The organism is Rhodopseudomonas sp. BR0M22 (assembly GCF_010907035.1).
Taxonomy (GTDB): Bacteria; Pseudomonadota; Alphaproteobacteria; order Rhizobiales; family Xanthobacteraceae; genus Rhodopseudomonas.
The window spans coordinates 1-1,135 of the sequence record NZ_QUMK01000146.1 but is presented as its reverse complement, the minus strand read 5'-3'; the positions used below and the strand labels follow the sequence as shown (position 1 = coordinate 1,135).

General features: G+C 67.5%; 2 protein-coding genes. Both read left to right on the top strand.

All coding sequences use genetic code 11. The annotated features are described in order from the left end of the window. Positions 1–58: 58 nt before the first annotated feature. Entirely contained in the window at positions 59–676 is a 618-nt protein-coding gene (gene ruvA, locus DY468_RS24515) for a Holliday junction branch migration protein RuvA (protein ID WP_164608212.1), read from the top strand. Further along, a complete protein-coding gene (locus tag DY468_RS24510) occupies positions 673–1,098 on the top strand; it encodes a cytidine deaminase (RefSeq protein WP_164608210.1) in 426 nt (141 codons plus the stop codon). Before ruvA ends, DY468_RS24510 begins: the two co-directional genes overlap by 4 nt. The last annotated feature ends 37 nt before the right edge of the window (positions 1,099–1,135 follow it).

Below are 1,135 nucleotides of genomic sequence, written 5' to 3'. Positions count from 1 at the left end.
CCCGACCCCTCCCCGCAGGGGGGAGGGGAGCAGAGATGCTGCGCGCCGGAGCCACCCCATGATCGGCAAGCTCAAAGGCGTGATCGATAGTTACGGCGAGGACTACGTCATCCTCGACGTCCACGGCGTCGGCTATCAGGTGCATTGCGCCAGCCGCACCCTGCAGGCGCTGCCGTCGCCGGGCGAGGCGGCGACGCTGTCGATCGAGACTTATGTGCGCGAGGATCAGATCAAGCTGTTCGGCTTTCGCACCGATACCGAGCGCGAATGGTTCCGTCTGCTGCAGACGGTGCAGAGCGTCGGCGCCAAGGTGGCGCTGGCCGTGCTGTCGACGCTGCCGCCGCACGACCTCGCCAATGCGATCGCGTTGCGTGACAAAGCCGCGGTGGCGCGCACGCCCGGCGTCGGGCCGAAGGTCGCCGAGCGCATCGTGTCGGAATTGAAAGACAAGGTGCCGGCGCTCGGCAACGTCGATCCGGCTGTCGTACATCTGTCTGGCGCGATCGAAGACAACACCGCGCCGCGCGCTGTCGCGGATGCGATCTCCGCGCTGGTCAATCTTGGTTACGGTCAACCGCAGGCGGCCGCCGCGGTCGCCGCCGCCTCGCGCAGCGCCGGCGAGGACGCCGCGACCGCGCAGCTGATCAAGCTCGGCCTGAAGGAGCTGTCGAAGTGAGCATCACCGAGGCCGACCGCGCGCTGATCGACGCCGCGATCGCGGCAATTACCAAGCGCTATCGTAACGACTGGCAGGAGGTTGGTGCCGCGCTACTGACGCGTACCGGGCAGCGCTACGTCGCGGTCAATCTCGACGCGTATCTCGGCCGGATGGCGGTGTGCGCCGAAGCGGTCGCGCTCGGCCAGGTGATCACCGAACTCGGCGAAGCCGGCATCGACACCATCGTGGCGGTGCGCCACCCCAAGCCGCACGACACCGATCGCGAAGTCCGCGTCGTCTCGCCCTGCGGAGCCTGCCGCGAACTGATCTGGGACTACGACCGCAACGCCCGTGTGCTGGTGCCGGGACCGGACGGCGTCGAAGCCGTCGGGATCAGCGATCTGCTGCCGAACAAATACAGCCGGGAGCGGGGGTTGTGAGTGCCCTTACCGCGTGCTCTTATACACATCTGACGCT